The sequence below is a fragment of the Desulfovibrio mangrovi genome, assembly GCF_026230175.1.
GTDB lineage: Bacteria > Desulfobacterota > Desulfovibrionia > Desulfovibrionales > Desulfovibrionaceae > Halodesulfovibrio > Halodesulfovibrio mangrovi.
On record NZ_CP104208.1, the window covers coordinates 2,855,343 to 2,880,311 of the forward strand.

At 60.2% G+C, this 24,969-nt stretch carries 19 protein-coding genes; 5 read left to right on the top strand and 14 right to left on the bottom strand.

Annotation, left to right across the window (positions count from 1 at the left end; translation table 11 throughout):
• Positions 1–186 precede the first annotated feature (186 nt).
• From N1030_RS12885 to N1030_RS12910, 6 genes are all read right to left on the bottom strand, one after another.
• The gene (locus N1030_RS12885; RefSeq protein ID WP_265825879.1) at positions 187–3,168 is read right to left on the bottom strand and encodes an AIR synthase-related protein; all 2,982 of its coding nucleotides are present in this window, start codon (positions 3,166–3,168) and stop codon (positions 187–189) included.
• A gap of 114 nt (positions 3,169–3,282) precedes the next feature.
• The gene (locus N1030_RS12890) at positions 3,283–5,802 is read right to left on the bottom strand and encodes an HDOD domain-containing protein (RefSeq protein WP_265825880.1); all 2,520 of its coding nucleotides are present in this window, start codon (positions 5,800–5,802) and stop codon (positions 3,283–3,285) included.
• Between the two features lie 14 nt (positions 5,803–5,816).
• Positions 5,817–6,785 (bottom strand): polyprenyl synthetase family protein, encoded by a 969-nt coding sequence (locus tag N1030_RS12895; RefSeq protein ID WP_265825881.1) that lies wholly within the window; start codon positions 6,783–6,785, stop codon positions 5,817–5,819.
• A 115-nt stretch (positions 6,786–6,900) separates the two neighbouring features.
• Positions 6,901–7,635, bottom strand: a complete 735-nt coding sequence (gene mqnB / locus N1030_RS12900) for a futalosine hydrolase (RefSeq protein WP_265825882.1) — start codon at positions 7,633–7,635, stop codon at positions 6,901–6,903.
• Positions 7,632–7,832 (bottom strand): hypothetical protein, encoded by a 201-nt coding sequence (locus N1030_RS12905; protein ID WP_265825883.1) that lies wholly within the window; start codon positions 7,830–7,832, stop codon positions 7,632–7,634. The genes mqnB and N1030_RS12905 overlap by 4 nt, the downstream gene beginning before the upstream one ends.
• 54 nt (positions 7,833–7,886) lie before the next feature.
• The gene (locus tag N1030_RS12910; RefSeq protein ID WP_265825884.1) at positions 7,887–9,200 is read right to left on the bottom strand and encodes a nucleotide sugar dehydrogenase; all 1,314 of its coding nucleotides are present in this window, start codon (positions 9,198–9,200) and stop codon (positions 7,887–7,889) included.
• Positions 9,201–9,269: 69 nt separating this feature from the next.
• Here N1030_RS12910 and N1030_RS12915 point away from each other — a divergent pair, with 69 nt between their 5' ends.
• A complete protein-coding gene (locus tag N1030_RS12915; protein WP_265825885.1) occupies positions 9,270–9,467 on the top strand; it encodes a DUF2065 domain-containing protein in 198 nt (65 codons plus the stop codon).
• 29 nt (positions 9,468–9,496) lie between these two features.
• Here N1030_RS12915 and N1030_RS12920 read toward each other — a convergent pair whose 3' ends face one another.
• The 3 genes from N1030_RS12920 to N1030_RS12930 form a co-directional block, all read right to left on the bottom strand.
• Entirely contained in the window at positions 9,497–10,231 is a 735-nt protein-coding gene (locus N1030_RS12920; protein WP_265825886.1) for a ubiquinone/menaquinone biosynthesis methyltransferase, read from the bottom strand.
• A gap of 11 nt (positions 10,232–10,242) precedes the next feature.
• Entirely contained in the window at positions 10,243–10,425 is a 183-nt protein-coding gene (locus N1030_RS12925) for a hypothetical protein (protein WP_265825887.1), read from the bottom strand.
• A 319-nt stretch (positions 10,426–10,744) separates the two neighbouring features.
• A complete protein-coding gene (locus N1030_RS12930; RefSeq protein ID WP_265825888.1) occupies positions 10,745–12,505 on the bottom strand; it encodes a chloride channel protein in 1,761 nt (586 codons plus the stop codon).
• A gap of 199 nt (positions 12,506–12,704) precedes the next feature.
• Here N1030_RS12930 and N1030_RS12935 point away from each other — a divergent pair, with 199 nt between their 5' ends.
• Complete coding sequence (locus N1030_RS12935) at positions 12,705–13,319, top strand: phosphatase PAP2 family protein (protein WP_265825889.1); 615 nt, start codon at positions 12,705–12,707, stop codon at positions 13,317–13,319.
• 22 nt (positions 13,320–13,341) lie between these two features.
• On the opposite strand, the gene N1030_RS12940 is transcribed toward N1030_RS12935, so the two are convergent.
• The 3 genes from N1030_RS12940 to N1030_RS12950 form a co-directional block, all read right to left on the bottom strand.
• A complete protein-coding gene (locus tag N1030_RS12940; protein WP_265825890.1) occupies positions 13,342–14,034 on the bottom strand; it encodes a DVU0298 family protein in 693 nt (230 codons plus the stop codon).
• Positions 14,035–14,219: 185 nt separating this feature from the next.
• Entirely contained in the window at positions 14,220–14,681 is a 462-nt protein-coding gene (locus N1030_RS12945; RefSeq protein WP_265825891.1) for a CIA30 family protein, read from the bottom strand.
• 23 nt (positions 14,682–14,704) lie between these two features.
• Positions 14,705–16,465: a DEAD/DEAH box helicase gene (locus tag N1030_RS12950; RefSeq protein WP_265825892.1), complete on the bottom strand. Its 1,761-nt coding sequence runs from the start codon at positions 16,463–16,465 to the stop codon at positions 14,705–14,707.
• A gap of 210 nt (positions 16,466–16,675) precedes the next feature.
• Here N1030_RS12950 and N1030_RS12955 point away from each other — a divergent pair, with 210 nt between their 5' ends.
• Positions 16,676–17,122, top strand: a complete 447-nt coding sequence (locus tag N1030_RS12955) for a MarR family winged helix-turn-helix transcriptional regulator (protein WP_265825893.1) — start codon at positions 16,676–16,678, stop codon at positions 17,120–17,122.
• 169 nt (positions 17,123–17,291) lie between these two features.
• Here N1030_RS12955 and N1030_RS12960 read toward each other — a convergent pair whose 3' ends face one another.
• Both N1030_RS12960 and N1030_RS12965 read right to left on the bottom strand, forming a co-directional pair.
• Positions 17,292–18,467 (bottom strand): glycosyltransferase family protein, encoded by a 1,176-nt coding sequence (locus N1030_RS12960; RefSeq protein WP_265825894.1) that lies wholly within the window; start codon positions 18,465–18,467, stop codon positions 17,292–17,294.
• Positions 18,468–18,670: 203 nt separating this feature from the next.
• Positions 18,671–20,848 carry a malate synthase G gene (locus N1030_RS12965; RefSeq protein ID WP_265825895.1) on the bottom strand — a complete coding sequence of 726 codons (2,178 nt, stop codon included), beginning with the start codon at positions 20,846–20,848 and terminating at the stop codon, positions 18,671–18,673.
• Between the two features lie 420 nt (positions 20,849–21,268).
• Between N1030_RS12965 and N1030_RS12970 the strand changes: the two genes are divergently transcribed.
• Both N1030_RS12970 and N1030_RS12975 read left to right on the top strand, forming a co-directional pair.
• The gene (locus N1030_RS12970) at positions 21,269–21,664 is read left to right on the top strand and encodes a tautomerase family protein (protein WP_265825896.1); all 396 of its coding nucleotides are present in this window, start codon (positions 21,269–21,271) and stop codon (positions 21,662–21,664) included.
• Positions 21,665–21,829: 165 nt separating this feature from the next.
• Positions 21,830–24,901 (top strand): DEAD/DEAH box helicase, encoded by a 3,072-nt coding sequence (locus N1030_RS12975; RefSeq protein ID WP_265825897.1) that lies wholly within the window; start codon positions 21,830–21,832, stop codon positions 24,899–24,901.
• Positions 24,902–24,969 lie beyond the last annotated feature (68 nt).

Consider the following 24,969-nt stretch of genomic DNA (forward strand, 5'->3'; position numbering starts at 1 on the left):
CCCGTTTTTGGTGTCGGGGAAATATGAACCCGCTTTGGAGTATGGCTTCAAGTGAGCCGTTTATCCGGTGCAGGTTCATCACATGAATAAGACTTCATAACATTGCAGCACAATGAATTATAACAAAAAAGCCCCCGTCCTTGCGGACAGGGGCTTTTCATTATCTCGTATTTCCTTGCGAATCGCCTAGAACTGCAGCGTTCCCTTGAAGGACTTGGCCAGCTCTTCCACATTCTCGCTGATGAGCTTGGAAGAACCGGAAGTCACGGTGAACAGGCCGCTGTCGGTGACTTCGCCGAGGCAGGCGATGTGCTGGCCCTTGAACAGGGCTTCAAAGGCATCGGCCTTGGCAGCGGGCACGGTCACGACGAGGCGGGATGCGGACTCGGAGTACAGCGCTTCGGCCTTGTTCAGGCTGCCCACGGTAACGAGCTTGTCGAGGTCCACGGAGGCACCCAGACGACCGGCCAGAGCCATTTCCGCAAGAGCCACAACCATGCCGCCGTCGGAACAGTCGTGACAGCCGTTGACCAGACCGGCGTTGATGGCCTCGTACACGGCAAGGTAGCGGGTGCGGGCGGCAAGAGCGTCCACCTGCGGCACATCGGCCGCGCTCAGCTTCAGTTCGTCAATAAGCTCGGAACCGCCCAGTTCACGCAGGGTTGCGCCCAGCATGTAGATGCGGTCACCGGCCTTCTTGAAGTCGGAAGTGGTGGTCTTGTTCACGTCCTTGATCACACCCATGACGGAGAACAGCACCGTGGGCGGAATGGAGATCTTTACGCCGCCGCCGGTGTAGTCGTTCTTCATGGAATCCTTGCCGGACACGCAGGGCACGCCGTAGGCAAGGCAGAAGTGGGCCAGCGCCTGGTTGGCGCGGACCAGCTGGGCGAGCTTGTACTGGCCGTCGGGGGTCTTTTCCGACTGCACGGGGTCGCACCAGCAGAAGTTGTCGCAGCCGCCCATGTGGCGCAGGTCAGCACCCACGGCCACGGCGTTACGCACGGCTTCGTCAATGGCGTTGGCCATCATCCAGTAGGCGTCGTAGTCGCTGTAGCGGGGGCAGATGCCGTGCGAAAGCACGATACCGGCATCGGAATCCAGACGGGGACGCACAACGCCCGCGTCGGAAGGACCGTCGCGCTTCACGCCCACCATGGGCTTGATGACGCTGCCGCCCTTCACTTCATGGTCGTACTGGCGAACAACGTATTCCTTGGAGCAGATGTTCAGGCGGCCCAGCATGGTCTTGAGCAACCCGCCCTGATCGGCGTCGGCCACTTCAATGGCCTGATCAGCATGCGCGGGACGCTTCCATTCGGCCTTCAGCTGCATCTGCGGCACGCCGTCATGCAGGAAGTCCATGCTCAGGTAGGTCACGGGCTTGTCGCCGTAGGTCACATGGAAGTAGCCGCTGTCGGTGAATTCGCCGAGCGCGGTGGCTTCCACGTCCATTTCGCGGGCAAGCTGCATGAACTCGTCAATGTGCGCGGGCGGAACCGCAAGGGTCATGCGCTCCTGCGCTTCGGAAAGCAGAATCTCCCACGGACGCAGGCCGTCGTACTTGAGCGGTGCCTTGGACAGGTCCATGCGGAAGCCGCCGGTATCTTCGGACATTTCGCCTACGGAGGAGGAAAGGCCGCCTGCACCGTTGTCGGTAATGGCGTTGTACAGGCCCTTGTCACGGGCGCGCATGATGAAGTCGTACATCTTGCGCTGGGTGATGGGGTCGCCGATCTGCACTGCAGTGGCCGGAGATTCCTCGTGCAGCTCTTCGGAAGAGAAGGTCGCGCCGTGGATGCCGTCCTTGCCGATGCGGCCGCCGGCCATGACGATGATGTCGCCAACCATGGCCTTCTTGTAGTGGCCGGGCTGACCATGCAGCTCCTTGGGCATGAGACCCACGGTACCGCAGTACACCAGCGGTTTGCCGAGGTAGCGGTCCTCGAACACGATGGAGCCGTTCACGGTGGGCACGCCGGACTTGTTGCCGCCGTGCTCCACGCCTTCACGCACGCCTTCAAGCACGCGCTGGGGATGCAGCAGACGGGGCGGCAGCTCGCCTTCATGGAAGGGAGAGGCAAAACAGAACACGTTGGTGTTGCAGACCATGTTCGCGCCCATGCCGGTACCCATGGGGTCGCGGTTCACGCCCACGATGCCGGTCAGTGCACCGCCGTAGGGGTCCAGCGCGGAAGGCGAGTTGTGGGTTTCCACCTTGATGCACACGTCATGCGTGTCGTTGAAGGCAATGACGCCTGCGTTGTCCTTGAACACGGAGCGACAGAAGTCGTCCTTGCCCATGCGCTGACGCAGGGTCTTGGTGGAACCCTGAATGAAGGTCTTGTAGATGTTGTCCACCACTTCACGCTTGCCGGTCTCGGCATTGGTGTAGTCGATGCGTGAAGAGAAGATCTTGTGCTTGCAGTGCTCGGACCAGGTCTGGGCGAGCGCTTCGATTTCCGCATCGGTGGGATCTGCGGGCAGCCCCTGCGCGGCGCGGGCCTCACGCACTGCTGCGTCGGCGTAGTAATCGCGGATGGTATGCAGCTCTTCCAGCGACAGGGCCAGTGTGTTCTCGCGGGAGAACGCCACGAGCTGATCGTCCGTCATGGTCGAGAAAGGAATGATGGCGACTTCGCTGCTTGCCTGGCCGGAAACCCGGGCGGCAAAGGGCTTGAAGCCGGGAGCGGCACGCCATGCGTCACCGCTGACATACTCGTAACGCTGGATGAGTTCGTTGGCGAGCAGGTCGCGACCAATGGAGTCTACCTGCGCCTCGGTGAGCTTGCTGTAAATATGGTACTGGTTGGAAACGAAGACGGATACACTCTCGCGCTTGGCAAGCCCGAGCACGATGGCGATGGTTTCACGCGCCGTGCGGCCTTCGTTGTCGGTAACACCGGGGCGGAACCCCACCTCAAGCACCCAGTCCGCGTCAGAGGATACGGGAGTGATCGACGCTTCCTGAAGTACCGGATCATGCAGACCGGCTGCTTCGACCAGCTGCGCAACCTGCGCATCGTCCAGCCCGTCTACCGTAAAAACCTTGACCAGACGCACATCTGCCACGTCCAGTCCCAAAGATTCCTTGATCTTATGTGCTGTCTTGCGTCCTACGGTGTCAACGACACCGGCGCGCAGCCCTACTTCAATGCGCCGCAGCATGTGCTTCTCCTGAAAATTGGGTTGCTGTGGTTATCGGTTGGGCACTCCATACTGGCATTTGCGCCGTTTGGAAAGGCCAAAATTGGCAATCAGGGAACGGGGAAAAAACTCTTGTCAATCTTCCCAGCAGGTCTGGGCGCCGCCCTGATGCTTGGCGGTGTAACTAGCCTTGTCCACGCGCTGCAGCATCTGTTCTGCGGTTTCATCAGGCCGGAGCAACGCCACGCCAATGCTGAGCGAGACAGTATCCTGACACTGCTTGCGCACCATCTCATGCAGACGGGTACACATCATCTCCAGCGTAGGTCTGTCCACTTCCGTCACCACGATGGCAAACTCATCACCACCGTACCGGCAGGGAAAATCCATCCCCTTGCGCACGCTCTGCATCACACCCTTGGCAATAAGCTTGAGCAGGCGGTCGCCGGTTTGATGCCCGTAGGTGTCGTTCACCTGCTTGAAACGGTCCAGGTCAAAGAAAATGAGCCCCATGCCACGACCGGTACGGGCACTGCGTTCCACTTCACGGGTGAGAACGGTATTGAACTGAGAGTAGTTGAACAGACCGGTAAGCCCGTCGAACATGGCCTGCTGGCGAATCTTGTGTTCCAGCCTGCGGATGAGGGTAAGATCACGCCCGACCACAAGATAGGACCGGGTCACTTCGTCCGCCTCGTGCAGGGGGGAGAAGACCAGTTCTAACTGAGAGACGTCCTGCACGCCGTCGTTGATATCCACCTCCACCGGCATGGCGGGCGCAGGGCCCGTGGCAAGAAAGGCACGGTTCCAGTCTCCCGTAAAGGTGCCGGTAGGCTTGGTAAATTCAAAAAGGTTACGCCCCACCAAATGCAGGGAGGCAGGAGCACTCCAGACAACCTCCCCTGCTATATTCACAATAAGGATGGTTTCCTGCATGGCGGCGACCAGCTTCTCAAGGAAATCCCGTTGCTTGAACGCCTGCATTTCAATGGCCGAAAGATCGGAAATATCCTCAAGAACGACAAGGTATGCAGGAGACGAGTCCACCTCATGCCTGTGGATGGAAAGATAGAGACACTGCCCTTCCCCATGCTGGCGGGCGACGCTCACGTAAAACAACTGACTGATGGAATGACGATCTTTCTCTTCACGCAGGGCTTCAAACATGGGTTCCACAGGTATTCCCAGCGTGTTCTTCAGCACTTCCGCCACGTTGTAGCCCACACCCCCCGGCGTAGAATTGCCGCCGTCAAACGACAGAAAGCGCTGGTTCACGTCCAGCACGGTCCCTTCCAGATCGGTCAGGGCAACGCCGATAGGCAGGGCCTGCAACACGCGGGCCTTGGTCGCCATGACTGCATGATCCTTGTAATAGGCTGCCAGCGTGGTCGTGATGAAATTCGAATAAACCGGCATTTCCTGCATAGAGCGTACAGGATTGGGCGGCACCGTGTACCGCAGCTCGCCATAGGGCTGCCCCTTGGGACCAAGCTGCATTTTCTCTCCCTTCACCTTCCACGGCAGTTTGGAAAGCGCAGGGGCTTCGTTCATGGCAAGCGATGCTTCTTCAGGCAGGATGGTGAACAGGACAAAGGCGTTGCCGCCGGCTGTGCGCAAGGCAAGCTGGGCGTGCTCAACTCCCCAGTTCCAGCGCAACTGACGGCAGATGGTGCGCCCCATGCCTTCCACCCCGTTAATCGAATTGCTTATCTCCATGGCGTGGAAATAAAAACTCTGCATGGACTGTAGCGACTGCGAATAGAACCGGCTGTCCGGCGAGGCATTCTGAATACCGAGGAGTTGCAGAAGCGATTCGAAACGCTGGGTGCATTCATCGCGCAGCACTTCCAGCTGCGCGTCATCCAGCTTGAGCAAGGCACGCATCTGCAGTTCAAACTGTATGATGGCCCCGTGGTCGGGCGTGGTAGCATGCTGCAATTCGGCCCAGCGGGTAGCGAGAATGACACTCTGCGACAGCGGAGAATACACCTCAAGCTGCTCCATGTCATGATGGTGCGCAATGGCTTCAAGCAATAAGGGGGGCAGGCTCCATTCGCTCAGCAGCGTACGGGTGAGCTCGGCATGGGTTTCACCCCAGCGGGCCCGTTCAGCATCCATCTGCTGTTCCTCCAACCAGAGAAAACAGGCGTGGTCTTCAGGCTTGGCGCCATCCTGCTCGAGGCAGAGATAGAGAAAGAGGGAAAGATCCTTGAGCAGCCCGGCCAGATAGGCAAGATGGGCTTCCTTGGGAATGAGGCGGGTGGCTATCTGCTCTGCCGCAATGGACGACCAGACGGAAAGACGCCAGTCTGAAAACAGACTTTTCTTGCTGCGCTTGATGGAGCGCGAAGCATTCTGCTGAAAGGAAATGGACAGCGCTATCTTGAGGATTTCCCGTGTGCCGAGCACCACGGCAGCGCGTTCCAGATTGGTGACCTTGCTGGTCATCCCGTAAAACGGGGAATTCACCAGCGTGAGCACGGTTGCGGACAGAACCGGATCACTCTGGATGATCTTGGCAATGTTGTCGAAGGCCGGTATCGGAGCCACCAGCTCCTGAACCAGTTGCACCATGGCGGGGGGAAAGGTCAGCGCAAGGCACTTGGCCAACGCTTCCGGAGTAATCGCCAGAGTGGCGGGGCTGTCCTCTCCCATTTTCCCTCCTCGGGTTAATGCTTGCGGTTCCTCACGTAGTCGATGGTCTGACCAAGCATGAGGCGTTCTGCGCATTCCGGCAGCGTATCAAGTGCTTCCTGCGCCTTGGCGAGATAGGTGTCGGCCAGTTCACGGGTGCGGACATCCAGTCCCAGTTCACGGATGGAAGCTGCTATGGACAGAACCTCCTCTTCCGTAAAAGTACCATTTTCGAAGCTGGTTACAAATGATTTCCGCGCATCTCCCTGCAAGGAATCACAATACATCAGGAGAGGAGGCGTGAGCTTGCCTTCGCGCAAGTCTCCGGCAACAGGCTTGCCGATGTCCTTGGCGGATGGCGCAAAATCAAGCGCATCGTCCACGATCTGAAAAGCGATGCCGAGATTCATGCCGAAATCACTGGCAGCCAGCACCTGCTCCGGCGCAGCCTTGGCAATCATGGCGCCCAGCTGGCAGGAAGCCTGCAGCATGAACGCGGTCTTGCCCTTGATGATATCGATGTAGGTTTCCTGCGGATGCCCGGTGCTGCGCAGATATTCAATCTCCGCAATCTCCCCGGTAGCCGTGGCCATGATGGCTTCCGCAATACAGGTGGTGAGGCGGGCATCGCCATAACGGGCGACAATGGCGTTCGCCTGCGCCAGCAGCACATCGCCCGCCAGCACGGTTCTGGTGTTGCCGAACAGGGTGTGAGCAGCAGGATTGCCGCGACGCAGGTCTGCGTCGTCGATTATGTCGTCATGCAGGAGGGTTGCGGAATGCAGCAGCTCAACGGAACATGCGAGAGGATAAATATCGTCGTTGGCATAGCCGAGCATGCGGCCGAACAACAGAGTGAGCAAAGGACGAAGTCGCTTGCCTCCAGCCTTGAGCACATGGGCTGCCACGGGCTGCACCAGTGCGTTGAGACGGCTGGTTTCCTCTTCAAGGGTGGCATTGATACGGGGCTGCTCCGCCGTCAGGTACGCAATAAGTTCTCGCATGAATCACAATATCCGTTTGTTAGAGTCAAAACAACTAGTTCCGGACCCTGCAGGCGCCGCCTTCTTCCGGGTCACTCCTGTCCGGCCTCCTCAGACCGGCCATCATCCCTACAGATCAGACGAACAACGATCGCGCAACAGCCCCCAGTGCGACAAAGGCTTCGTCCACCTTCCAGTCCTCGGCGGCACGCGAGCCGACCACGTTGGAAACCGTGCGCAGCTCCACAAAGGGAATGCCTGCCTGCCGGCAGCCCAGTGCAAGGGCAAAGCCTTCCATGTTCTCGGTAAGCGCGTTGTAACGCCCCCTGAGCATGGAGGCATATCCTGCCGTTCCGGTAACGCCCGCCACGGTCAGACTGGCGCCGGTGCAGGCATCAGGCCGGTTCAGGCCAAGGCGCTTCAGGTCCTCCACGGGAGACAGTTCCACCGTATCCCACACGGCCTGTTCAAGGGCGGCCTCTGGCTCTGTCTCCGCCGGTGCCCACTGCGGAAAGGCTATGCCGCGGCAGTCTATGCCCTGTGCCGTACGCAGGCCATATTCCGGCCAGATCTCCCTGTCTGCGAGCACGGCACTGCCCAAGGGGCAGCGCTGCGTATCAAAGGTGCCCGCAATGCCGAGATTCAACACGCCGCTTACGCCAAAACGCTCACCCATGATGCGCCCCAGAGTCAGGGCGGCATTGACGGGTCCCACTCCTGTCACGGCTAACAGGCATGCATGTTCGTTAATGGGCGACTCGCACCACTGCCCCTGTGCAGGCAACTGACAGCCGATACGGCCACGGCCGTTGAATCCCTTCAAAACGGCCTTCATTTCCTTCTGCGTGGCAGTGGCAACGATAAGTGTCATGCGCGCTTTTCCAGAACGTAGTTGACCAGGTCTTCCGCTCTGCCCGCCTCCACGTCGGCGGGCAGGAGGCACACTTCAACAACAACAGCATCCCGCACTCTGGCAATACGCTCAATGCGCTGCCGGTCAGACGGCCTCGCCTGCGCTATGATCCTTTCGCCGATTTCAGCAATACGAAGGCGCGAACTCGCCTCCATGAAGCCTATTCAGCAATCGGCCCAGCAGTTTATGACGGGAAGGGGTTCCACGTATTACAGTCTCCACAGCTCCATGCCCGCAGCGCGAACGGCTTCGGGATCGAACATGCACTTTACATCCAGCAGCAGGGCGTTCTTGGGCTCGGCAAACCAGCTGCGCAGCTGTGCAGGGGCGATGGCGCGATATTCATCATGCGCCACGGCCAGAATGACTGCATCCAGCCTGTCAAAATCCTGCAGATGGGAAAGCTCGAGACCGTACTCGTGACGGGCTTCCTCAGAATCGGCCACAGGGTCGTGCACCAGCACTTCCACGCCGTATTCACGCAGCTCATGCACCATGTCGATGACCTTGGTGTTGCGCAGGTCCGGCACGTTCTCCTTGAAGGTGAAGCCCAGCACACCCACGCGGGCACCTTGAATGAGGCGGTTGCAGCGGATGAGTCCCTTCACGCAGCTTTCCGCCACGAACTTGCTCATGGAGTCGTTGATGCGGCGACCGGCGAGAATGACCTGCGGGTGGTAGCCGAGATCTTCCGCCTTGAAGGTGAGGTAATAGGGGTCAACGCCGATGCAGTGACCGCCCACGAGACCCGGACGGAAGGGCAGGAAGTTCCACTTGGTGCCTGCAGCCTGCAGAACTTCCATCGTATCGATGCCCATGCGATCGAAGATGATGGACAGTTCGTTCATCAGGGCGATGTTCAGGTCGCGCTGGGTGTTCTCGATAACCTTGGCTGCCTCGGCCACCTTGATGGAGCTGGCGCGGTGAACGCCCGCCTTGACCACGGTGCCGTAAAGCCCTGCAAGAATGTCGAGGGTCCGGTCGTCGGAACCGGCAACCACCTTCACGATGGTTTCAAGGGTGTTCACCTTGTCGCCGGGGTTGATACGCTCGGGGGAATAGCCCACGGTAAAGTCCGTACCGAACTTCAGGCCGGAAAGACGCTCCAGCACGGGCACGCATTCCTCTTCGGTCAGGCCGGGATACACGGTGGATTCGTACACCACCATACAACCCTTGGACATGTTGCGGCCCACGGTCTCGGAGGCCTTGATCACGGGCGTGAGGTCGGGATTGCGGTGGGAATCGATGGGGGTGGGCACAGCCACGATAACGATGCCGGCCTCGCCTATGCGGGCGGGGTCGGTGGTGAACTCCACGCTGCTTGCCTTGAGGCGGTCGTTCTCCACTTCACCGGTGCGGTCAATGCCGTCGGTCAGTTCCTGCACGCGATGTTCGGAAATATCGAACCCGATGGTACGGAAATGTTCGGAAAGCGACACGGCAAGGGGCAGCCCCACATACCCAAGGCCGATAACGGCAACGGCGGTCTTTCCGGAAACAATATCTTCAAAAGTCATCATACGTTTTCATACTCCTTAAACCCCTCTTGCGGGGTGGACATGCACAGGGTGGTGTGAAACAAGACCCGCATGCACATTGATTGGAAATTATTACTCACCGCTCTGGGCCTGGCGCTCGTTCTTGAAGGGCTGCCCTACGTCATTTTCTCGGACAAACTGCCCGCCATGCTCATGGAGCTGGCGCAGCGGGGTCCTTCCGCCCTTCGTATCATGGGGCTCACGGCCATCTGCGCGGGCGTTCTGCTGGTCTGGCTCGTCCGAGGCTGATCGCCCCGGGAGCAACCGGCAGTCCTGCCCTACCTCTTTTCCGCCACGTGCAGGTAGACGATGCCGGAAGTCATGGGCTTGTAGAACGCACGGTGGAAGCCCGCGTCCATCATCTCCTGCACCAGCTCGTCAGCCGTGGGAAATGCCATGATCGTATCGGCAAGGTACTTGTATGCCCCTGCATCACCGGAAAAAACCTTACCGATGACGGGCAGCAAGCGGTTGAGATAAAAGTTGTAAAACCCTTTCCATACGGGCGTTCTGCCCGTTCCGAACTCCAGAATGCACAATCTGCCGCCGGGAACCAGCACCCTGTGCAGTTCCTTGAAGGCCTCACTGCGCGGCACGATGTTGCGGATGCCGAAAGCGATGGTGGCGCAATCCACACTGGCGTCCGGCAGAGGCAGCGAGCGGCCGTCGGCCTGCACGGGCAGGATGTAGCCGTTGCGCCCCTTGGTCAGCTTGGATTTACCCGTCGCCAGCATGGGCAGGCAGTAGTCCAGGGCGGGAACCGTCACACCGGGATGCTGGCGCAGAATCTCCAGTGAAACGTCCATAGTTCCCGCTGCCAGATCAAGCACACGGCCCGTGGGGCCGGGCAGCAACTGGCGCACAAGCTGCTGCCGCCAGTAATAATCCATGCCGCCGCTGAGCAGATGGTTCAGAAAATCATACCAGCGCGCAATACGCCCGAACATGCCGGAAACTTCATGGGCATGCTCGTCATGCTGACGCTCGCGACAGCTTTGAGAATGGTCCTGCATTCGAAACGCCTTTAGTTCCCGTCGTCAGCCGCCGAGGCATCGGAAGCGGCTTCGCCTCCAAGGGTACCCAGCACCACGTCGTAAACGGCGGGGAAAATTTCCGTGATGTTCTGAGGGGAAACGCGGCCCGTTTCGATGAACTTGACCACAATCTCCTTGGTGACCTGCAGCGCTTCCTTCTGAAGCTTATCCATGAAGAAACCCTCATATACCGTGCCGGAGAGTATCAGTGTCGCGGCACAAACCGCATCGTCCGGCGCACGATGCGTCAAAGCCTGCGACCCTGTTAATGGCAAAAAAACCGCCCGTGGGGGAATGGTTCAGACCGACACGATCAAAACCGGGCGGATACAAAAGGAAGAAACCGGTCAGACCCCTCCCTTTTATTTTCCGCGCTGTATAGCACTAAGCCAAGCGGGAGTCGAGAGCGGTTTTTCACACTTATGCCGCCGGAAGAACGGAAGAATTTCCTACAAAAAAGGTAGGCATGGAGAGTGGTTGCTCAATTATGCATTAATTATGCGTCAATTGGCGCTGCACCACGGCCTTGTCATAGGCTGCCAGCACGTCCCGTTCGCGTATGGTTCCCTGCAACCTGCCCGCATCGTCCGTCACGGGCAGCTGAGAAATGCCGCGCGCAGCCATGGTGTGCATGGCATGTTGAATGGAATCCGATGCCTGCACCGTCTGTACGCAGGTGGTGGCGATGTCCTTGGCGATGATCAGATGCTCAAGATACTCCTCCATAAGCACATTGCGCAGATCGCGGAAGGAGATGATGCCCGTGAGCACGCCCTGGCCGTCCACCACGTGCAGGTAGGAGGCATTATGGCGATGGAAGGAACCCAGCACGTCCATGAGCGGCGCGCCTTCATAAATAGTGGTGTCGTCCGAATGCATGAACTCATGCACCTTCAGGTTGCGCAGGATGTTCTGCTCCATGCCGGAACGGATATCCACCCCGCGCCGCAGCAGCTTGATGGTGTAGATGGACCCGCTGTTCAGCCCAGACGCCACCAGCGTACTGATGATGCAGGTGGTCATGAGCGGCAGAATGCACTGATAGTCACTGGTCAGTTCGAAAATGATGAGAATGGCGGTAATGGGGGCATGGGTGGTGCCCGCCACCAGACCGCCCATGGCCACCAGCGCATACGCGCCCGGACTGGCCGTTATGTCCGGAAACAAATAATGAGCAGCACACCCGAAGGCCCCGCCCGTCATGGCGCCAATGAACAGGGAAGGCGCAAACACGCCCCCGCTGCCGCCGCTGCCGATGGTGATGGTGGTAGCCAGAATCTTGATGCCCACAAGCGCCAGCATGAGCTGCCAGCCCATGTCATTCATAAGCGAAAGGTTGATGGCCCCGTAGCCCACCCCGAAGACATGCGGAAACCACAGCAGGATGCCGCCGACAAGCAGCCCTCCCAGCGCAGCCTTGAGCGGTGCAGGAATGCGCACTTCGTCGAACACGTCCTCTCCCTTGTAGAGTACCGTGACAAAGGCGAGCGCGGTAAGGCCGCACAGAATGCCGAGGAAAGGATAGATGCCGAATTCCCACAGCGTCCGCACCTCGTAGGCTGGCACCTCAAAGGCCGGGAAATCCCCGAAATAGTAGCGGGCTATGGTGGTGGCCGTAACCGAGGATATGACCACCGGCGAAAACGCGGATATGCCGAAGTCTCCCAGCAGCACTTCCAACGCGAACAGCACGCCCGCAATGGGCGCGTTAAAGGTGGCGGCTATGCCCGCAGCCGCGCCGCACCCCACAAGCGTACGCTGGTTGGGGCGGGAGACATTCATGATCTGGCCCAGCGTGGAGCCGATGCCGGAACCGATCTGCACGATGGGCCCTTCACGCCCCACGGAACCGCCGGAACCGATGGAGATGGCCGAGGCAAATATCTTCACCAGCGCCACGCGCTTTCGGATACGCCCGTCCCTGAGCGCCACCGCCTCCATCACCTCCGGCACGCCGTGCCCCTTGGCCTCCGGTGCACCGCGCGAGACAAGAAAGCCCACAATCAAGCCGCCCGCAGCAGGCAGGATCAGCTTCAGATACCACGGCACCGTGTGGGAAAACGACAGGAAGTCCTCGGCGTTCTGATAGAACGTATACTGCACGCCCTTGATAACAAAACGGAACAGCACGGCTCCGTACCCTGCCAGAACACCCACGCAGATGGCGAGCAACAGCAAGGGCAGATGTTTGTCCAGACGTGAAAGCCGTTGTTTGAACCAGTTCTCCGGCGTCATGGTGCAGGCTTCAGGCATGACCGCTCCCTCGGCTTGCAGCCTGCCGGATCAGCCCCACTGCCTGGCAGTCTGCGTCATGAAAGAAATTCCACACCACCGTAGCCCATTTGACCAGTAATGGGAACCGGATGCGGCATCCTGCCTGCCATGAATCCGGCCGCCGGTTGTGGCCCGGCCCGAAACACCGTATACCTGCCCCATCATACCGGAGGAACTCATGATCTTCAGCACCCCCGCATGGGACCGCTCTCTCTTCTTTCTCGTGAACGACGCATGGCGCAACGACATACTGGACGAGCTCATGCCCGTCGTATCCAACAGCGTCGTGATGTGGGGACTGGCCGCCGCCTGCTTTGCCATTGCCGCCCGCCGCAGCGGGCAATGGAAGCCGCTGCTGGCCGGACTGCTGCTCATCGCCATCGTGGCGGGCCTGAGCGACCTCGCCTGCCAGCCCATCAAGAAGGAATTCAAACGGGTGCGCCCCCTCAACGCCATGGCGTCCGTGCACTACGTGGATGACGGCGAATGGATGCAGCGCCCTGCCGACTTCCAGCCCACCAAGACCAAGGGCCAATCCTTTGTCTCCGCACACGCTGCCAATTCCATGGCCGCCGCAGGCATGGCCGCGCTGCTCTGGAAACGCGTGCCACTCATGCGCCTGATCCTGCTGCTGCCCCTGCTCATAGGCTATTCGCGCCTGTATCTGGGCAAGCACTATCCTTCAGACGTCATGGGCGGCTGGCTGGTGGGCTTAGCCGTACTGATGACGGCGTGGTTCTGCGTTCCCGAGCGGGTGAAACGCTATGTGCGGGCAGAAAACCCCGCCCCCTGACGTTAGGCGAAACTACGCTACCTTACGCCTCCAGCCCCATGCGCTCCAGCGCCTGACGGGCCATATCGCCCACCGTGGTGCAGACGATGGCGCGATCTTCAAAGTGTTCCACAGGGGTAGGGTCATCCAGAAGGGTGCGAATCTTGTCCGCCGCATCCCGCGCATTCAGATTGCCCAGAGCCCACGCGGCCATGCCGCGACCGGGGTGGTGCTCATCCTCAAGCCCCCACCACAGGGCGCGCACGGCGGGCTGCATGAGCTCGGGCCGAACCTGTGCCAGCCTGCCGAGCCCCCAGTAGACAGCGGCCCTGAGCGGCGGATGATCCAGATAGTTGTCGTCCTCCGTGGTCTCACGCACGTAGGAATGCAGCATGCGGTTGTAGTCATCCGCAAGCCTGCGGTGATTGCACATGACCTCCGCCATGGTCTCGGGGATACCCCAGCCCACGTTGCCGGACTCTTCGTTCATGTGCCAGAGCAGACGCCGCATGACCACACGGGCCTGTTCCATGTCTTCATCCGCCATACGGGCAACGACAAGCCCCAGCGCCGTGGCCGCACGCCACTTCATTTCACCGCCGAAGAGCAGAAAGGACATGAGCGGACCTACCGTCTCGCGTCCGGGTATTTCCAGTAATTCAGGAAGGCTGTCCTGCCACATATCAGATTGCAGCAGGCAACGCAGTTGAGTCTTGAGAGAACGGAATCGAGCCATAACGCCTCCTTCTTGGAAGATTAATAATAATCATTCTCGAAAGATGCGCAACAAGAATCATAAAAATGCGTCCGGCCTTCCCATTCGGGAAAGCCGGACGCGTATTGCTCGTGTCTTGGTCTATGCAGGCCGGAAACGTGGAGGGCTGCAGACAATGTGGCAGATCGTCGTGAGCCTGTTGCCGCCTAGATGAGCCTGTCGAAAATGAGCCGGAACATGGCCCGGATGGCAAGGGCCAGCTTGAGCCGCGCCCTGTCCTTGGCGCCCTGATCCTCCAGCATGAGGTCGGCAAGAAAGGCAGCCACTTCAGAGAAGTCCTTGTCGCGGTTCTTCTGCAGCAGGGTGACATAGACCTCAATGCTGCGCAGTTGCAGTTCCACGTCCTTGTTGCTGCCCTTGGCGGAATAGCTGTAGCGATTGACGAATTCCTCAAAGACCAGTTCGCGTTCCGTGGGAAAGGACTTTTGCAGCGCCAGGTCCCACAGGGCTATGAACAGCGCCGCGAGTTCCCGCAGCGCCTTTTTCTTCTTGATGAATTGATGTTTCCTGAAGCCGAAGATGGCGACTTCGGCCTCGAAATCGTAGGAGTCAAGCAGCGCAGTGAAGATGCGGATGAGCTCGTCGCTGGTGTACTGGGTTTGTTGCACGTACTGGGACATCCTGTAACTTGTTAATCCTGACGCGGAGCCGAAGGCTTCCTGCGTCTGCGGGAACGGCCGGTGCGTTTACGCCTGCCTTCCCCTTCCCCCTCTCCTGAGCCGGATACGGCCTTGTCCTGCCCCTCTGCAGGAGCCGCACCCGAGCCTGATGGCTGGCCATCCTGCTGATCACCGGAGTAGCCGCCTCTCTGGCCGCCCTTTCGTCCGCCCGGCTTACGACTGCGTCCTCCACGGGACGACTGCGAGCCGCCATGCGCTGCCGGAGCCTGCGGCTCGGGCATCTGCAACGGGACATGCAGAGTGGCCTGATAGAGTTCGTCCAGCAACTGGGCCACCAGCGGAAGTTCCTCTTCATCCATCAGCAGGCTCTTCAGCATGGGCGCAAAGCGCTTCATGCGTTCCCTTTCAAGGGCGGTCTTGCCGCGCAGGCGGGATTCCAGCATGGCGGTCATACGCTGCCCCACAACGGCGGCAAGGTCTTCGTCCGTGGGCGTGGCGCGATGCTCCATCTGAATCTTGTAGTGCTTGGCAATACGCTCAAGCTCCAGCTTCTGCATGATGTCCACCAGCGAGATGACTTCGCCGGAGGCACCCGCCCTGCCCGTTCTGCCGGCGCGGTGAATGTAGGATTCACGGTCTTCCGGCGGTTCGTACAGAATGACGTGCGAAAGCTGCGGAATATCGATACCGCGCGCCGCAACGTCCGTAGCCACGAGGAAGCGCACCTTGCCTTCGCGCAGCTTTTCCAGAACCTTTTCGCGCTTGCTCTGTGAAAGATCGGCGGAAAGCTCGTCCACGTCGTAGCCGAATCCCTGCAGCACGGCGGTGACGAAGTGTACGTTCGCCTTGGTGTTGCAGAAGATGATGGCCGAAGCAGGGTTGATGACTTCCAGCACCCGCACAAGCACACGGTCCTTTTCCATGGGCTTTGCGCTGTAGTAACAGTGCGGAGTATCCGCCACGTGCACCTGCTTGTGGCTCAGGCTGAGCATGCAGGGATTGTGCATGAACTCGCCTGCCAGCTGGATGATCTGGGGCGGATAGGTGGCGGAAAGCAGGAAGGTGGAGCGCCGCTTGGGCAGATAGCGCTTGATCTCGCGCATATCGGGATAAAAACCGATGGAAAGCATGCGGTCCGCTTCGTCAAAGACCAGCACGCGCACCTGATTCAGGTCCATGGTGCGACGGAGCAGGTGGTCGAGAATACGTCCGGGCGTGCCCACAACCACATGAGCACCATCGCGCAGGGCATCCACCTGCTTGCCGAAGCCCACACCGCCGTACACGGCGCAGGTACGCAGGCCGTTATCGGCAAACAGCGTCTTGGCTTCATGCTCCACCTGCAGGGCAAGTTCACGGGTGGGCACCAGCACAAGCATCTGCACATGGGGCTTGGAGGCGTCCAGCCGCTCAATGGCGGGCAGCAGGTAGGCACCGGTCTTGCCGCTGCCGGTGCGCGACTGCACCATGATGTCGCGGCCTGCGAGCTGATAGGGAATGGAGCGCGACTGCACCGGCATGATGCTGCGCCAGCCTGCCTTCTCGCAGGCGGTACGCATGGCCGGAGGCAGTTCCTCCAGCGTCACGGGCGGCAGTGCGTCTTCCGGCTCTTCTATTTCGGTAATTTCTGCGGCAATGCGCGCGGCGGGATCAAGATCGGCAGCGGGCTGTACGCCTGAAGCCACGTCGGACGCTGCCTCGGCATGCGCCTCGATTGCGGTATCTTCAACGCGAGAGTCGGAACCCTGCACGTCTTCGGGACGGTCAGTCATGAATGGTATCCTTTTTCGCCCTTGTGGACGAATATAATGCAGCCCACTTCAGGCCACCCGTCTATATAGCGCGTTATCCACAGCCCCGCAAGTATGCCACTCCTACGCCAGCTTTGTCCCCGGAGCGTTGGCACAAGGCGCGTTGACAGGGGGCGATGCGGCAATTAATTCAATGTTGAACCGTTTCATCTTTAACCGAAGGGGCGCGCCATGGATACGACCCGACTCGCGCTGGGAACATACGTGAAGCTGGCCCGCGCCGCCGAAACCATAACGGCCTGCGCGCACGCGCACCTGAACCAGCACAACCTCACCATCAGCCAGTTCGGTGTGCTGGAGGCCCTGCTGCACAAAGGCCCCCTCTGCCAACGCGCCCTTGCCGACAAGCTGCTCAAGACCGGCGGCAACATGACTACCGTGGTGGATAATCTGGAGAAACGCGGGCTTGTGCGACGCCAACGTGAAGAATCCGACCGCCGCTTCAGCACCGTTCACCTCACGGACGAAGGCCGCGAGCTTATTAAGCGCCTCTTCCCCGCCCACGCGCAGGGCATCACCGAGCTTTTTTCCACGCTGACCGCAGAGGAGCAGGAGCAACTCGGCAATCTGTGCCGCAAGCTGGGGCATGCCTGCGCAGGCATCGGCCTGGAGAAATAGACTGCTGGCGGTTCCCATGCTGCAACAGGGAACCCGAATGCATATCCCCACACGTCATCGTATGCGGACAACACTGTCTGAGGGAATTTCCGCAGCGAACGCTCCATCTGTCATACGTCAGATTGCGGTAAACAGAACCGCAACCCCCTGCGACTAGGACAGCATTGCCCTACTCCCGCAACGCATGCACCATGGCCTTCAGCCTGTGTTCGTACGTATGTTCGGCAAGGATGCGCCTGCGGGCACTGGCAACCACCTTCCCTGCTGCCTCACGGTTCTCACCGTAGTATTCCACCAGCGGGCCGATCTCTTCCGCCCGTGCGTAGGTTATCGCCTCCTCACCAATCACAAAGCATTCCGCTATCTGGTCCTTGTGGTCGGAGATGACGAAGCCGCCCGCGCAGGGAACATCGAAAATGCGCTGCGTGGTCGCCGTAGGCAGCTGCGCGCTGGAAACGTTGAGATTCACCCGCGAATGCCGGTAGAACTCGAAAAGGTCCGATGAATAGTAACCGATGGGTGGATGCAGTTGCACGCCCTTCACCCCGCCTGCATACAGCCTCCAATAGGCATCTCCGGCAATGACCGGAGAATACGGCAGCAGCGCCCGCACCATGGGCACCCTTTTCGCCGCGTTGGCGTCCCAGCAGATCAGGATGCACAGGTCCCGTAGCTGCTCTTCATCAAGTGCGGCACGGGCCGATTCCAGAAAAGCAGGCACCTCACGGGCGAGAAAACTTTGGACAGACGGCTCGGGAGAATCCGCAAAACGCGCCCCCAGCTCCCTGTACCTGCGCAGGATGAACCCCGGAAAGCGGGCATTCTTCAGGCACTTCGCCTTCTTCTCAACCCAGGTATTGCCGATGAAAGAGGCGGTTATCTCCGCATCCGGGAGAAAGCACCCGTCCGCTCCCCGCATGCGGGAGGTGTCCGCCGCAAGCGGCAGATAATGCACACGCCTGCCGCCCCAGGCCTGAAGCAAAGGCATGGCCTGCCGCTCACAGGAGAACAGCAGGAGATTGTCGTTATCCGGCACGGCACCGGAAATGAAATGCTCGGGGCTGTCTATGAACCACACGCACAGGGCCATACCCAGACGCCCCAGCACATCCGGCAGCTCCATCCATCTGCCGAGACCTCTGGCGTTGATGCTCAGAACCGCCTCCGGCCTGAAACGCATCAGGTGCTCCAGCAGCGCCGTGCCGAAATCGTGCGGGTGCTTGTGCGCGGGAAAGACTTCCATATCCACGGCAGCCATTCTCGCCGCGTTACAGAGTTCCCGCTCCAGATAATAGCCTGACCCCACAAGCAGCAGCCGTCCGTTGTGGCGCGTACGAACCTGCATTTGCCCCCCATATCTGAAGCCCGGTCCCCCGCAGAACTCGTACCGCATTCTCTGCAATAATGCCAGAGTGATACACAAGAAAACAGATGCACGACACAACAAAACGCGGGACAACGCACTGCGCGTTACCCCGCGTTCGAATGTCACAGCAATCGCCGCAACCTGACCGCAACCGATTCAGGAAGCGGACACAAGACTTGTCATCACAGCATCTGCGCCTTCACCTCGCGTCTGCGGGCATGCAGAATGGGTTCGGTATAGCCGCTGGGCTGCTGGCGTCCCTTGAACACAAGATCGCAGGCAGCCTTGAAGGCTATGCTGGCCTCGAAATCCGCAGCCATGGGCTTGTAAAGCGGGTCGTCCGCATTCTGGCGATCCACCACGGCGGCCATGCGCCGCATGGTCTCCATGACCTGTTCGGGCGTGCACACGCCATGGTGCATCCAATTGGCCAGATACTGGCTGGAGATGCGCAGAGTGGCGCGGTCTTCCATCAGCCCCACGTCGGTGATGTCCGGCACCTTGGAACAACCGATGCCCTGATCGACCCAGCGCACCACGTAGCCCAAAATGCCCTGTGCGTTGTTATCCAGCTCGCGCTGCACCTCTTCGGCAGGCAGGGTGCCGGACAGCAGAGGCATGGCGATAAGGTCATCAAGGCTTGCACGGGGCTTGCCGATGAGCGCGGCCTGCTGCGCAAACACATCCACCATATGATAGTGCATGGCATGCAGGGTGGCCGCAGTGGGCGAAGGCACCCACGCGCAGTTGGCAGCGGCTTTGGGATGGCCGATCTTGGCCACCAGCATTTCCGCCATCATGTCCGGCTTGGGCCACATGCCCTTGCCTATCTGGGCACGCTTGTGAAAGCCCACGGCGAGACCCACGTCCACATTCCAGTCTTCATAAGCCGCAATCCACGGCTGCGACTTCATGTCGTTCTTGCGCACCATGGGGCCCGCTTCCATACTGGTATGAATCTCGTCGCCGGTACGGTCGAGGAAGCCGGTGTTGATGAAAATGACGCGATCCTGCGCAGCGCGGATGCACTCCTTCAGGTTCAGGGTAGTGCGCCGCTCCTCGTCCATGATGCCGATCTTGAGCGTACGGGCGGGAAGACCTGTGGCCTTTTCCGCCGCGGCAAAAATGTCGCAGGCAAAAGCCACTTCGTCAGGGCCATGCATCTTGGGCTTTACGATATACACGCTGCCGGTTTTGCTGTTGCCGTAACGCACCGTCCCCTTATGCTCATGCAGAGTCACGTAGGCCGTGACAAAGGCATCCAGAATGCCTTCCGGAATCTGCTTGCCGTCCATGAGCACGGCATCTGTAGTCATGAGGTGACCCACGTTGCGGATAAGCAGCATGCTGCGGCCGGAAAGGGTCAGTGCGGAGCCGTCCGGCGCAATGTAGCTGCGGTCCGGGTTCAGGCAGCGCTCGACGGCCCTGTCTCCCTTGGGAAAGGAGGCGACAAGTGTGCCCTTGATAAGACCGAGCCAGTTGCCATAAGCCAGCGCCTTGTCTTCGCCGTCCACCACGGCCACGGAATCTTCGCAGTCATTGATAGTGGTTATGGCGGCTTCCAGCACCACATCCCTGAGTCCGGAAGGATTCTGAGCACCGATGGGATGCGAGCGATCCACCTGCAACTCGATATGCACCCCGTTGTTCCGCAGAAGAACGGTCAGGCGTTCGCCGTCCACGGCATAGCCGACAAACTTTTCCGGCTCTGCAAGCCCGGACACACCGCCCCCCGCAAGATGAACCGCAAGCCGCTTCCGGTCGCCGTCGTCAGCAAGGGCATACGCGGTTACGTCCGCGTGGCTGCCCATGGTCAGGGGCGCTACGGTATCGAGAAAATGCGCGGCATATTCGATGACCCGCCCACCGCGGACCGGATTATATCCCTTGCCCTTTTCCGCACCGTCGCCTTCCGGCAACACGTCCGTTCCATACAGGGCGTCGTACAGGCTTCCCCAACGGGCATTGGCCGCGTTCAGGGCATAACGGGCATTGGTAACAGGCACCACAAGCTGCGGCCCCGCAATGGTCGCAATCTCAGGGTCCACGTTCTCGACGGTAATGGAAAAGTCGCCTCCGGCAGGCCGCAGGTAACCAAGGTCGTACAGAAACTGCTTATATGCGGCCGCGTCGTGCGGCGTATTCCTGTGCTCGATATGCCACTGGTCTATGGCATCCTGCATGCGGTCGCGAATGGCAAGCAGTTCCCTGTTGCGCGGAGCAAGCTCCCGCAAGGCTGCTTCCAGATTCCGCCAGAAGTCGTCCGGCGCAAGGCCCGTCCCCGGGGCAATGTCGTTGGCGACGCAATCATGCAGAGGCCTGGAGATTTCCAGATTCCCGATAGATACCCGCTGTCCCATGCCAGTCTCCTTGTATCCGGCCGCCTCCGCCGCCATTTGCGAGGCGGAGAAAAACGGCCACAGGCTAGTGTGCTGTCCCATGTGGAAATGGCTTCGTGGTAAGACCAATCCACCCTATCACAGGCTGAAAGCAACCGACGTTATTTTTCACACAGCAAGGCACGCCGCGCCTGCCCGGGAAATATGGGACAAATATTCAGACCAAATTGGTCAGACCAGTTTGGCACATATCGAAGACCAATAGCAAGGACTAACCAAAAAGAACCTGCGCACGCTGCGCCCAATCTACACACAACCGTCACAACACCCTGCATTGACAACCAGAATGCACCATTTCATATTGCTCAACGATAGCATCCTTCTGCCCGTAAACATATTGAAGCCTTTCCCCGTCCAGTTACCCCAGCCAAGGAGCCTCCCATGCCTTTTGTCTGCATCGAAATTCGCAAGCGTTATACGCAGGAAGAGGAAATCGGCATTATCGATGCCGTGCACGCAGCCTTGCAGGAGGCGTTCCTGATCAAGCCCGATGACAAGCATCTCCGGCTGATCGTGCATGAGCCGCACCGCTTCACCTGCCCCGAAGACAAGAAAAAGCCTGAATGCTGCACCATGGTGACCATAGATGCCTTTGCGGGCCGCTCGCTGGACGCCAAGCGGAAGCTGTACAAGGCCATTGTCCGCAATCTGGAGCCCTTCGGCATTCCGGCGGACCATGTGCTGACCGTGCTCCGCGAGCATCCCAAGGAAAACTGGGGCGTACGCGGCGGGCAGGCAGCCTGCGACATCCAGCTGGGATTCAAGATCGACGTATAACCGCCCGAGATGCCTTGTAACCAGGGCAACCCGTCATAAAGCAGCTGGAGGCTCTGCAGCCAGACAGGTCCGGCAACCTCGCGAGCCATTCCCTCCCGATGACGCCGGGCAGTCTCGCAGCGTTCGGTTGACAAACCGCCCTACGGCCCATCATGGTCCCTGCGTATGCATGACGAAGCGGAAATCATAGCGGAGTACGTAGCCGCACTGAAGGCCTCAGACCGGCTGGGCGAGCAGGTGATCTATCATCGTGTCCTGCCCGAGGCGGAGGCGCAGTTCGCCCCGAACAGGCGACCATGGCCCACGGCCATCCGCGACCTGCTGGCCATGCAGGGCATCCGCGAACTCTATGCGCATCAGGCGCTGGCAACTGACTACATCCGTTCCGGCAGGCACGTGGTGGTGGCAACCCCCACGGCCAGCGGCAAGACCTTTGTCTACAACCTGCCGGTCATCGAGCGTTTCCTGCAGGACCGCGACGCCCGCGCACTCTACCTCTTTCCGCTCAAGGCACTGGCGCAGGATCAGCTCAAGACATTCCGCCAGCTCACGGCCCACTGGCCCAAGGAAGCACGGCCCGAGGCCGCCATCTACGACGGCGACACCACTCCGCACTTCCGCAAGAAGATCCGCACCAATCCGCCCACGGTACTGATGACCAATCCGGAGATGCTGCATCTTTCCATTCTGCCGCACCATGAACAGTGGGTGCAGTTTCTGGCCTCGCTCCAGTTCATCGTGGTGGACGAGGTGCACACCTACCGTGGGGTGCTCGGCTCACACATGGCCCAGCTTTTCCGGCGGCTGCTGCGTATCTGCAAGCAATACGGCATCACGCCCACCTTCATTTTCTGCTCCGCCACCGTGGGCAACCCCGGCGAGCTGTGCCAGCAGCTGACCGGCCTGCCGGAATCGGACATTCAGGTCATCACGCAGAGCGGCGCACCGCAGGGCAAACGACATTTCGTGTTTCTGGACCCGTATGAAAGCCCCTCCACCGCCGCCATCCAGCTCCTGAAATCCGCGCTGTCCCGCAACCTGCGCACCATCGTGTACACGCAGTCGCGCAAGATGACGGAACTCATCAGCCTGTGGGCGGGCCAGAAATCCGGCCCGTACAAGGAGCGCATCTCCGCATACCGGGCGGGCTTCCTCCCCGAGGAACGGCGCGAGATCGAGGCGAAGATGTCCAGCGGCGAACTGCTTGCGGTCATCTCCACCAGCGCGCTGGAACTGGGCATAGACATCGGCGCACTGGATCTGTGCATTCTGGTGGGCTACCCCGGCACGGTCATGGCGACCATGCAGCGCGGCGGTCGCGTGGGCCGCTCCACGCAGGAGAGCGCCGTGGTGCTGGTGGCGGGCGAGGATGCGCTGGATCAATATTTCATGCGCCACCCGCAGGACTTTTTCGAGCGCCCCGCCGAACACGCGGTGCTGAACCCGCACAACCCCGTGATTCTGAAGCGGCATCTGGAATGCGCGGCGGCGGAGCTGAGCCTGCGTCCGGCCGAACAGTGGCTGCAGGCGCAGGACGTGCAGAGCGCCATCCGCGAGCTGGAACTGGAAGGCCTGCTGCTGCGCGATGCGGACGACACCGCCATCTTTGCCGCACGCAAACGGCCCCAGCGGCACGTGGACCTGCGTGGTGCGGGCAACAGCTTCCACATCCAGACGACGGACGGCACGGTCATCGGCAGCGTGGACGGCATCAAGGCCCTGCGCGAAACACACCCCGGCGCGGTCTATCTGCACAAGGGCACCTCATGGACAGTGACCTCTCTGGACCTTGAGACCCGCACGGCCCGCGTGGCCGAGGAGAAAGTGGACTACTACACCCGCGTGCGCGGCAACAAGGACACCGAGATTCTGGAAGTGCTGGACCAAAAGGTGGTGTGGGGCACCCGCATCTGCCTCGGCAAGCTGCGCGTTACCGAACGTATCAGCGGCTACGAGCGGCGCAGCGTACGCGGCGGCGGCAATCTGCTCGGCATCATCCCGCTGGACCTGCCGCCCCAGATATTCGAGACCGAGGGCCTGTGGTTCGAGATTCCCATGGATGTGCAGCGCGCCATGGAGGATGCGTTCATGCACTTCATGGGCTCCATCCATGCCATTGAACACGCGGCCATCGGCATTCTGCCCCTGCTGGTCATGACGGACCGCAACGACCTTGGCGGCATTTCCACGCCCATGCACGCGCAGGTGGGCAAGCCTGCGGTATTCATTTACGACGGCATGCCCGGCGGTGCAGGACTGACCAGGCTGGCGTTCGAGCGCGCCGTGGACATGTTTGAGCGCACCCTTGCGGTTATCCGCGACTGCGGTTGCGAACTGGGGTGCCCTTCTTGCGTGCATTCGCCCAAGTGCGGGTCGGGCAACCGCCCCATAGACAAGGCCGGAGCCCTTGACCTGCTGCTGCGCCTCGCCTCGCGTGATGCTGCTTCTGACGAACACTTACGCGAACAGTTCGTATTACAACCTGTCGATCACCCCACCACGACAACCAGACCTGCGCAGTTTGAGCCCACCGCGCACTCTGCCTCTGCCAGACCAGAGACCCCAGACACGGCAACGCTTCCTAACGAGTCAGCACTCTGCCGTGGGGTGGATGGGGCCCAGCGAAGCGAGCCGGTACATCCTCCCCTCCCCGCCGGAGGCATGCCTTTGGCTGCTCAATCCCCCACGTCAAAATTTCTCCCCCCTGCCCGCTATGCGGTGCTGGACGTGGAGACCCAGCTTTCCGCGCAGGAGGTGGGCGGCTGGAACCGTGCCGAGCGCATGCGCGTGAGCATTGCGGTCCTGTACGATTCCGCAACAGACGCCTTCACCGCCTACACGGAAGACCGCATGCCGGAAATGCTGAAGCTGCTTGAGGAGTTCGACCTTGTGGTGGGCTTCAACATCCTGCGCTTCGACTACAAGGTGCTTTCTGCCTATACCACGCAGAACCTTGCCACCCTGCCCACGCTGGACATGCTGGATGTGATCCGCAAACGGCTGAGCTACCGCGTCTCGCTGGATAATCTGGGTTCGGCCACGTTCGACGCGCCCAAGTCGGCGGACGGCCTGCAGGCGCTGAAGTGGTGGAAGGAAGGCAAGGTGGACGAGATTGCCCGCTACTGCGAACAGGACGTGCGCATAACCCGCGATCTGTACCTGCACGGACGCGAGCACGGGTATGTGCTGTTCACCAACAAGGCCAAGCAGAAGGTCCGCATTGTGGTGGACTGGTAGATCTGCCCCCCCCTGTCAGCGCCCGCTGACGCCTCATTGCTGATTTCTCTTTTCCTTAACAGGAATGG

What these genes read in the sequence shown, in the direction of transcription:
- N1030_RS12885 (WP_265825879.1), bottom strand. Translation starts at nt 3,168, where the DNA reads ATGCTGCGGCGCATTGAAGTAGGGCTGCGCGCCGGTGTCGTTGACACC.
- N1030_RS12890 (WP_265825880.1), bottom strand. Translation starts at nt 5,802, where the DNA reads ATGGGAGAGGACAGCCCCGCCACTCTGGCGATTACTCCGGAAGCGTTG.
- N1030_RS12895 (WP_265825881.1), bottom strand. Translation starts at nt 6,785, where the DNA reads ATGCGAGAACTTATTGCGTACCTGACGGCGGAGCAGCCCCGTATCAAT.
- mqnB (WP_265825882.1), bottom strand. Translation starts at nt 7,635, where the DNA reads ATGACACTTATCGTTGCCACTGCCACGCAGAAGGAAATGAAGGCCGTT.
- N1030_RS12905 (WP_265825883.1), bottom strand. Translation starts at nt 7,832, where the DNA reads ATGGAGGCGAGTTCGCGCCTTCGTATTGCTGAAATCGGCGAAAGGATC.
- N1030_RS12910 (WP_265825884.1), bottom strand. Translation starts at nt 9,200, where the DNA reads ATGATGACTTTTGAAGATATTGTTTCCGGAAAGACCGCCGTTGCCGTT.
- N1030_RS12915 (WP_265825885.1), top strand. Translation starts at nt 9,270, where the DNA reads ATGCACATTGATTGGAAATTATTACTCACCGCTCTGGGCCTGGCGCTC.
- N1030_RS12920 (WP_265825886.1), bottom strand. Translation starts at nt 10,231, where the DNA reads ATGCAGGACCATTCTCAAAGCTGTCGCGAGCGTCAGCATGACGAGCAT.
- N1030_RS12925 (WP_265825887.1), bottom strand. Translation starts at nt 10,425, where the DNA reads ATGGATAAGCTTCAGAAGGAAGCGCTGCAGGTCACCAAGGAGATTGTG.
- N1030_RS12930 (WP_265825888.1), bottom strand. Translation starts at nt 12,505, where the DNA reads ATGCCTGAAGCCTGCACCATGACGCCGGAGAACTGGTTCAAACAACGG.
- N1030_RS12935 (WP_265825889.1), top strand. Translation starts at nt 12,705, where the DNA reads ATGATCTTCAGCACCCCCGCATGGGACCGCTCTCTCTTCTTTCTCGTG.
- N1030_RS12940 (WP_265825890.1), bottom strand. Translation starts at nt 14,034, where the DNA reads ATGGCTCGATTCCGTTCTCTCAAGACTCAACTGCGTTGCCTGCTGCAA.
- N1030_RS12950 (WP_265825892.1), bottom strand. Translation starts at nt 16,465, where the DNA reads ATGACTGACCGTCCCGAAGACGTGCAGGGTTCCGACTCTCGCGTTGAA.
- N1030_RS12955 (WP_265825893.1), top strand. Translation starts at nt 16,676, where the DNA reads ATGGATACGACCCGACTCGCGCTGGGAACATACGTGAAGCTGGCCCGC.
- N1030_RS12960 (WP_265825894.1), bottom strand. Translation starts at nt 18,467, where the DNA reads ATGCAGGTTCGTACGCGCCACAACGGACGGCTGCTGCTTGTGGGGTCA.
- N1030_RS12965 (WP_265825895.1), bottom strand. Translation starts at nt 20,848, where the DNA reads ATGGGACAGCGGGTATCTATCGGGAATCTGGAAATCTCCAGGCCTCTG.
- N1030_RS12970 (WP_265825896.1), top strand. Translation starts at nt 21,269, where the DNA reads ATGCCTTTTGTCTGCATCGAAATTCGCAAGCGTTATACGCAGGAAGAG.
- N1030_RS12975 (WP_265825897.1), top strand. Translation starts at nt 21,830, where the DNA reads ATGCATGACGAAGCGGAAATCATAGCGGAGTACGTAGCCGCACTGAAG.